This window comes from Caulobacter sp. B11, from assembly GCF_002737765.1.
Classification (GTDB): domain Bacteria; phylum Pseudomonadota; class Alphaproteobacteria; order Caulobacterales; family Caulobacteraceae; genus Caulobacter.
In genome coordinates this window covers 1-6,538 of record NZ_PEGG01000181.1, presented here as the reverse complement: position 1 = coordinate 6,538, position 6,538 = coordinate 1, and the positions used below count along the sequence as shown (strand labels likewise).

Sequence of the window (6,538 nt, the reverse complement as noted above, 5' to 3'; positions counted from 1 at the left end):
GTGGGCGACCCAGGTGCCGTCGTGGCCGGCCCCGGCCTCGCGTTCCTTGTCGGCCCGCACCTTGGCGAAGGCGGCCTGGTTGGCGGCCTCGTCGCCCTTGATCGGGATCTGGGCGGCCATGCGCCCATGGCGAAGGCCCCGCGACGGTGGCAGGTCTGGATCAGCTTCAGCGAATAGGCGCCCAGGAAGGCCTGGCCCATGACCATGGCCGAACGGTCCGGCGTCAGGAACTCAGGCCGGCGGCCCAAGCGCTTGATGAACGAGAAGATGTAGTCCCAGCGGCCGCAGTTGAGCCCGGCCATGTGGTCGCGCAGCTCATAGAGGATCTCGTCCATCTCGAAGGCGGCGGGAATGGTCTCGATCAGCACGGTGGCCTTGATCGTGCCGTTGGCAATGCCCAGCGCCGCCTGGGCGTGGACGAAGACGTCGTTCCACAGCCGGGCCTCAAGGTGGCTCTCGATCTTGGGCAGGTAGAAATAGGGGCCCGAGCCCTGGGCGATCGAGGCCTTGGCGTTGTGGAAGAAATACAGCCCGAAATCGAACAGCGAGCCGCTGACGATCTCGCCGTCGACTTCCATGTGGCGCTCGGGCAGATGCCAGCCGCGCGGGCGGATCTTCAGCACCGCCGGCGTGTCGCCCAGCGCGTAGGACTTGCCCGACTTGGCGTCGACATGGGTCAGGTCGCCGGCCCAGCGATCCTTCAAATTGATCTGGCCCTCGATCAGGTTGGACCAGGTCGGCGAGGTGGCGTCCTCGAAGTCGGCCATGAACACCTTGGCCCCGCAGTTGAGGGCGTTGATGATCATCTTGCGGTCGACGGGGCCGGTGATCTCGACGCGGCGGTCCTGAAGGTCCGCCGGGATCGGGGCGACGCGCCAGTCGGCGGCCCGCAGTTCGGCGGTTTCGGCCAGGAAGTCGGGCAGGTCGCCGGCGTCGAAGCGCAGCTGACGGGCGACGCGGGCGGCCAGAAGCTCGCGACGGCGCGCGTCAAAGCGGCGATGCAGGTCGGCCACGAAGGCCAGGGCTTCGGAGGTGAGGATCTCTACCGCACGACCCTCGACAGGGCCGGTGATCGAAACGTTGGCGGCGATGTCGAGGGGCATGGGAGAGATCCTGAAACGAGGTTAGGCGTGGAGTCCGTCGGCGGGAGTCAGGTGTTTTCCTGGGCGCCCTTGTTGCGAACGGTCGGGACGATCTGGTCGCCCCAGTTGCCGGCGCCGTCATGGAAGCGCGAGGCGCGAACCAGTTCCACCGAATAGCCGGCGTCGATGGCGCGGCGCACCGCTTCGTTCAGACGATGGGAGGCTTCCGCCACCCGGTCAACCGCGCGCTCCTGCGCGGTTGGATTAGGCATGGCGGCGGGGGTGAAGGCGTTGGCAGACATGGGGCGGTCCTCCTGTCGTTTGAACGGTTAGGGACTATTCGGCGGCGAACTGGTTCATGGTGTTGCCGTGGCCGCCGGCCTTCAGGGCGCGTTCTCCGGCGACCATTTCCTTGAAGGTGTCGCCCAGGTCCGAGCCGACCTCGTGCTGGTGCTTGACGGCCGAGACGCCGCGGCGGATTTCCTCGCGCTGCACCGAATTGACATAGGCCTTCATCTTGTCGTCGCCGAAATAGCCGCGCGACAGCTCGTCCATGCTCTTGGCGGTCAGGTGGAAGGTCGGCAGGGTGATCAGGTTGTGGAACACCCCGGCCCGGGCCGAGATGTCGACCTGGAAGCGGGCCAGGCGGGCGTCGGTCTCGCGGCCCAGGTCGGCGTCGTCATATTCCGCCGACATCAGCGCCGCGCCTTCGGGATAGCTGTCGGCGTGGATCTTGCCCTCGGCGATCCACTGGTCGCGCACCTGCTTGCGCAGGTTCAGGGTCCAGTTGAACGAGGGCGAGTTGTTGTAGGTCAGCTTGGCGTTGGGCACGACCTTGCGGATCTCGTTCACCATCGAGGCGATCTCGTCGACATTGGGGGTGTCGGTCTCGATCCACAGCAGGTCGGCGCCGCCCTGGGTCAGGGACGAGATGCAGTCCTCGATGACGCGGGCCTTGCCGGTGCCGTCCTGGAAGGCGAACAGGCCGTTGGGCATGCGCACGGGCTTGACGAACTGGCCGTCGCGATAGAGCGCGACCTCGCCGTCCTGGATGGGGTTTTCAGGGGTGATGGCCTCGGTCTTCAGCCACTTGATGTAGTCGCTGGCCAGGTCGCCGGGCGACTGGCTGACGGGCACCTTCTGGGTCAGGCCGGCGCCCAGGCTGTCGGTGCGGGCGACGATGACGCCCTGGTCGACGCCCAGTTCCTCGAAGGCCAGACGGCAGGCGCGCAGCTTCTCGATGAAGTCTTCGCGCGGCACGGTGACCTTGCCGTCCTGGTGGCCGCACTGCTTGGCGTCGGAGACCTGGTTTTCGATCTGCAGGCAGCAGGCGCCGGCCTTGATCATTTCCTTGGCCAGCAGGTAGGTGGCGTTCTCGTTGCCAAAGCCGGCGTCAATGTCGGCGATGATCGGCACGACGTGGGTTTCGAAGGCGTCGATGGCCTTGATGGCGGCCTGTTCGGCGATCTGGTCGCCGGCGTCGCGGGCGGTTTTCAGGACCTTGAACAGGTCATTGATCGCCACTTCGTCGGCCTGGCGCAGCGAGACGTAGATTTCCTCGATCAGATCGACGACGGCGGTCTTCTCGTGCATCGACTGGTCGGGCAGATGGCCCCAGCGGTTGCGAAGGCCCGCGACCATCCAGCCCGACAGATAGACGTAAGCGCCCTTGGTGGTGCCGCGCAGGCGCTTGACCGACTTGATCATCTGTTGGGCGTGGAAGCCCGACCAGCAGCCCAGCGACTGGGTGAACTTCGAGCTATCGAGGTCGTATTCGGCCATGTCGTCGCGCATGACGCCGGCCATCGAGCGGGCGATGTCCAGGTGGGTCGAGAAGGTGTTCTGCAGCTTCAGCTGGATGATGTCGTCGATGGCGATGTCGCCCGGCGCCACGCCGTTGGGATAACGGGCCAGCAGGGCTTCGCGGTGTTGAGCGTAGGTGGTGCGTTGCATGTCGACGGTCCCAGGAGCGATGTCTGTTGAGGCCAGCTAGCCGCACCCGCCCTTGACGGTCGAACCTATTGAAGGTGATTTGTCACAAACAAACTTTGTGAAGTTTGTAAATCTGTGACAAGTTGACTGAATGGCGACCTCGGACAAAAAGCTCTTTCTCGGCGGCCGGCTCAAGCGGCTGCGGCGCGATCTGGGCATCACCCAGACTCGGATGGCCGAAGACCTCGAGGTCTCGGCCAGCTATCTGAACCTGCTCGAACGCAACCAGCGACCGGTGACCGCCCAGATGCTGCTGCGCCTGGCCGACGCCTATGACCTGGATTTCCGCAGCCTGGCGGTCGACGACCCGGGCGGCGGCGCGGGGCTGGAAGAGGTGCTGGGCGACAAGATGTTCGCCGATCTGGGCATCGGCCGCCACGAAGCCGCCGAGGTGGCCGAGGTGTCGCCGGCCGTGACCGAGGCGGTGGTGCGGCTCTACCGCGCCTATCTGGACCGCGGCCGGCTGATCGACCTGGGGGCCTTTGACCGGGAAGGCGGCTCGGACGTTGTCCCGACCGTGCAGCCGACCGAATGGGTTCGCGATCTGGTCGGCTCGCAACGCAACTATTTCGCCGAGCTGGAAACCTGCGCCGAGACCCTGGTCGCCGCCCTCAAGGCCGATCCCCAGGACCTCGGCCCGGCCGTTCGCGAACGCCTTCTGGTCGCGCACGGCATTCAGACCCGGGTCATGCCGGTCGAGGTAATGGCCAGCTCGCTGCGGCGCTATGATCATCACCGCAAGCGGCTGATGCTGTCGGAGACCCTGGCCCCGGCCAGCCGGATCTTCGCCATGTGCTACCAGCTGGGGCTGCTGGAATATGGCGACCAGCTGTCGGCCCTGGCCGATCGCCTCAAGGCGCCCGACCGCTCCAGCCGACAATTGCTCAAGGTGTTCCTGGGCAACTATCTCGCGGCGGCCATGATGATGCCCTACGGCCCGTTCCTGGCGGCCCTCGAGGCCAGCGGCTACGACATCGAGCGGGTGCGGGCGCGGTTCGGCATCAGCTACGAGCAGGCCGCCCAGCGCCTGACCACCCTGGGCCGGTCCGGCGCGCGGGGCGTGCCGTTCTTCATGGTGCGGCTGGACGCGGCGGGCAACATTTCCAAGCGCTATGCGGCCGGGGCCTTTCCGTTCTCGCGCTTCGGCGGCACCTGCCCGCGCTGGAACGTCCATGACAGCTTCAAGACCCCGGGACGCATCATCACCCAGGTGATCGAGACCCCCGACAGCGAGCGCTATTTCACCCTGTCGCGCACCGTGCGCCGGGTGTCGGGCCTGCAGTCGGGGCAGGAGGACGAGCTGGTGGTCGGCCTGGGCTGCGAGCTGAAATACGCCGCCAAGCTGGCCTATGCCCGGGGCCTCGACATCGCCGCCCCGGTGGCGGTCGAAATCGGCCCGTCCTGCCGGATCTGCGAGCGGCCCGTCTGTCCCCAGCGCGCCGCCGCCCCGATCAACAGAACCCTGCTGATCGAGGAAGCCAGCAAGTCGCTGTCGCCGTTCCCGTTCGTGGCCTGAGGCGCAGCAGGCGGCCAGGCTCGGACACCGGCGGATCAGGCGCGGGGCGCCTTGGCGTGCAGCAGGCTGATCAGGCCGGCGACCAGGGTCAGGACGGCGCCGAACGCCAGGCCGATCCGGGGCGCGCCGGCGCTGGCGGCGCCGCTGAACAGCAGGGTGACGACCAGCACGCCCGAGGTCTGGCCGACCAGGCGCGCCATGCCCTGCAGGCCGCCCGCCGCGCCGCTGCGCGCGACCGGCGCGGAGAGGAACATGTTGCGGTTGTTGGACACCTGGAACAGGCCAAAGCCCAGGCCGCAGACCATGAGGATCGGCACGATCCGCGCCGGCGCCGGCGCCAGGGGCCAGATCGCGGCGGCGTAGAGGCCCGCCGACAGGGCCGCGCAGCCCGCCGCGCAGAGCCATGCCGTCCAGCTCGGCCGGGCCAGGCGTCCGGTCAGCCAGGCCGCCACCGCCGCCATCAGCGGCCAGGGCGTGATGTAGAGTCCGGCCTGAAGGGGCTGAGACCCACGGTGTGCTGAAGATAGAAGGGCAGGACCACCAGGCCGGCGGCCTGTCCGGTAAAGCAGCAGATCGAGGCCAGAACCGAGAGGCGGAAGGATCGGTCGCCGAGCAGGTCCAGCGGGATCAGGGGCGCGGGCTTTGAGGCTTCGCGCCGGATCAAGACGATCAGGCTCAGCGCGCCGCCGACCAGCAGCAGCACCGCCAGGTCCGGGAACCGGGTCAGCGCCTCGACGCCGGCGATCAGGAGCCCGAAGGCCAGCATGTTCAGCGCCATGCTTCCCCAGTTCGGCGGCCGCGCCGATCCGGCCCGATCCGGCAGCGCCAGGGCCGCGCCCAGGACCATCAGGCCCAGGGGCAGGTTGACGGCGAACAGCCACGGCCAGGCGCCCAGGGACAGGATGGTCGCGCCGACCGTCGGCCCGGCGGCCGAAGTCAGGGCCACCACCAGGGCGTTCCAGCCGATGGCCGCGCCCAGCCTGTCGGCGGGGACGACCGTTCGCAGCAGCGCCACCCCCAGCGCCATGACCGAGGCCGCGCCCAGACCCTGCAGGAAGCGCGCCCCGACCAGCCAGGGCAGGGTCGGGGCCGCCGCGCACAGGCCCGAGGCCAGGGTGAAGACCATGACCCCGCCGATGAAGACCCGGCGATAGCCCAGCCGCTCCCCCAGAGCCGCGCAGGGCAGCAGCGCCATGACCAGGGCGGCCTGATAGGCGGTGACGACCAGCACCGAGGCGGCGGCGGTGACCTGCAGGGCGCGCGACAGGGTCGGCAGGGCGACATTGACGATCGAGGCGTCCAGCACCACCAGCACCAGGGCCGTCAGGACCGACGCGATGGCCAGGGCGGCGCGGCGCGGCGGCGCGGCCTCCTGAGTGAAGGCTTGGTCGGGGCTCCGGGTCATGGCGCGTCGATCGTCCAGACGCCGTCCTGCTCGACGAAACGCGTGATCTTGCCCTCCTGCCTGCCCTCCCGGGCCAGGTCCCGCTCGGTGAAGCGAAAGAGCAGCGCCGGTCCTGTCACGCAGAGCGTGTCGTGAATGTCGCCCGGCAGATAGGTCAGGGCCGCGCCGGGACGCACCAGGGTCGCATCGCGTTTGACCAGCCGCACACGACCCTGCGGGTCCTGCGTTCTGGCATAGCCGCCCATCTCCACCTCGCCGCCCTGGACGCCGTAGAGCACCCAGCTGCGACCGTGATCATGGGGGCGGCGATAGAGCCCTTGGGGCTCGGTATGGGCCATCAGCACGAAGCCGTGGTCGGGATCGCGATAGAGTTCCTGGCTGGCGGGCCTGTCCCTCAGCAGCGCGGCGAGCCAGGGCTCGCTGGGCGCGGCCCGCAGCAGGCCTTCCAGGTGCGATCGGCACTGGGCCACCAGCTCGGTGGTGAGCGGGCCCCAACTGGCCCTGACCTGGGCGATGAACGGGTCGAGAGCGTTCTGCGGCATC

Annotated in this window: 6 protein-coding genes and 1 pseudogene; 1 reads left to right on the top strand and 6 read right to left on the bottom strand. The window is 68.4% G+C overall.

Annotation, left to right across the window (positions count from 1 at the left end; all coding sequences use genetic code 11):
• The 3 genes and pseudogenes from aceB to CSW58_RS08380 all read right to left on the bottom strand — a co-directional run.
• A pseudogene (gene aceB / locus CSW58_RS08390) lies at nucleotides 1-1,103 on the bottom strand (malate synthase A); the annotation flags it as partial.
• 47 nt (nucleotides 1,104-1,150) lie between these two features.
• A complete protein-coding gene (locus CSW58_RS08385) occupies nucleotides 1,151-1,384 on the bottom strand; it encodes a hypothetical protein (RefSeq protein ID WP_369825123.1) in 234 nt (77 codons plus the stop codon).
• A gap of 34 nt (nucleotides 1,385-1,418) precedes the next feature.
• Nucleotides 1,419-3,035, bottom strand: coding sequence for an isocitrate lyase (locus tag CSW58_RS08380; RefSeq protein ID WP_099446989.1), 1,617 nt, complete (start codon nucleotides 3,033-3,035; stop codon nucleotides 1,419-1,421).
• Nucleotides 3,036-3,165: 130 nt separating this feature from the next.
• Between CSW58_RS08380 and CSW58_RS08375 the strand changes: the two genes are divergently transcribed.
• Nucleotides 3,166-4,590, top strand: a complete 1,425-nt coding sequence (locus tag CSW58_RS08375) for a short-chain fatty acyl-CoA regulator family protein (protein ID WP_099446988.1) — start codon at nucleotides 3,166-3,168, stop codon at nucleotides 4,588-4,590.
• Nucleotides 4,591-4,625: 35 nt separating this feature from the next.
• On the opposite strand, the gene CSW58_RS08370 is transcribed toward CSW58_RS08375, so the two are convergent.
• The 3 genes from CSW58_RS08370 to CSW58_RS14050 form a co-directional block, all read right to left on the bottom strand.
• Nucleotides 4,626-5,051 (bottom strand): hypothetical protein, encoded by a 426-nt coding sequence (locus CSW58_RS08370; RefSeq protein WP_099446987.1) that lies wholly within the window; start codon nucleotides 5,049-5,051, stop codon nucleotides 4,626-4,628.
• On the bottom strand, nucleotides 5,051-5,995 hold the full coding sequence (locus CSW58_RS08365; RefSeq protein WP_099446986.1) for an MFS transporter: 945 nt from the start codon (nucleotides 5,993-5,995) through the stop codon (nucleotides 5,051-5,053). The genes CSW58_RS08370 and CSW58_RS08365 overlap by 1 nt, the downstream gene beginning before the upstream one ends.
• The coding region (locus tag CSW58_RS14050) for a hypothetical protein (RefSeq protein WP_099446985.1) at nucleotides 5,992-6,538 on the bottom strand (547 nt) is incomplete at its 5' end. The genes CSW58_RS14050 and CSW58_RS08365, both read right to left, overlap by 4 nt.

What these genes read in the sequence shown, in the direction of transcription:
- CSW58_RS08375 (WP_099446988.1), top strand. Translation starts at nt 3,166, where the DNA reads ATGGCGACCTCGGACAAAAAGCTCTTTCTCGGCGGCCGGCTCAAGCGG.
- CSW58_RS08370 (WP_099446987.1), bottom strand. Translation starts at nt 5,051, where the DNA reads ATGGCGGCGGTGGCGGCCTGGCTGACCGGACGCCTGGCCCGGCCGAGC.
- CSW58_RS08365 (WP_099446986.1), bottom strand. Translation starts at nt 5,995, where the DNA reads ATGACCCGGAGCCCCGACCAAGCCTTCACTCAGGAGGCCGCGCCGCCG.
- CSW58_RS08380 (WP_099446989.1), bottom strand. Translation starts at nt 3,035, where the DNA reads ATGCAACGCACCACCTACGCTCAACACCGCGAAGCCCTGCTGGCCCGT.
- CSW58_RS08385 (WP_369825123.1), bottom strand. Translation starts at nt 1,384, where the DNA reads ATGTCTGCCAACGCCTTCACCCCCGCCGCCATGCCTAATCCAACCGCG.